Raw genomic sequence first — 537 nt, 5'->3', positions numbered from 1 at the left:
CCACCCGCCCCCAAGGGTCTCGCCAAGGGACTGGCGAAGCTCCAGAAGGCCGGCCAGGTCACCTCGAGCTTCTTCGTCTGGTCGAAGCCGATCACGCAGAACGTAAGAGTCACCGCCACTCCGCAGATCTCCCTGACCGCCAAGGGAGAGGGCAACGTCATGCTCAAGCTGTACGACGTCGCCCCGGACGGCAGCGCCGTGATGTTCGACGAGCAGGTCTCCCTGCTCACCTCGGGACGAATGAGCGTCGATCTCAAGGCGACCGACTGGACCCTGGCCGCCGGGCACGTCCTGGCCGTGGAGATCGGTTCCATACAGACCGGCTCGTGGCGCGACACGCCCTCCGGCCAGACCATCGACGTCAAGGGCGCGACGCTCAGGCTGGCCCTGGACGACCCGTCCGACGACGTGGCCACGCCCGGCGCCCGGTCACCGTTCCTGGACACCTACCTGCGCCAGTACACGGTGGACCTGCCGGCCGGTCCGGCGACGTTCACGGTCACCCCGGGCGGTCACTTCTGACACCCGGGCCGGCGC

1 protein-coding gene is annotated in these 537 nt (G+C 68.7%); it reads left to right on the top strand.

The features are described 5' to 3' along the window. The coding region (locus BZY54_RS47785) for a CocE/NonD family hydrolase (protein WP_143668418.1) at positions 1-522 on the top strand (522 nt) is incomplete at its 5' end. Positions 523-537: the final 15 nt, after the last annotated feature.

It is taken from the genome of Streptomyces carpinensis (assembly GCF_002154505.1).
Lineage (GTDB): Bacteria > Actinomycetota > Actinomycetes > Streptomycetales > Streptomycetaceae > Streptomyces > Streptomyces carpinensis.
Note: the sequence above shows the minus strand (reverse complement) of the source record. Positions and strands in the feature narration are given on the sequence as shown.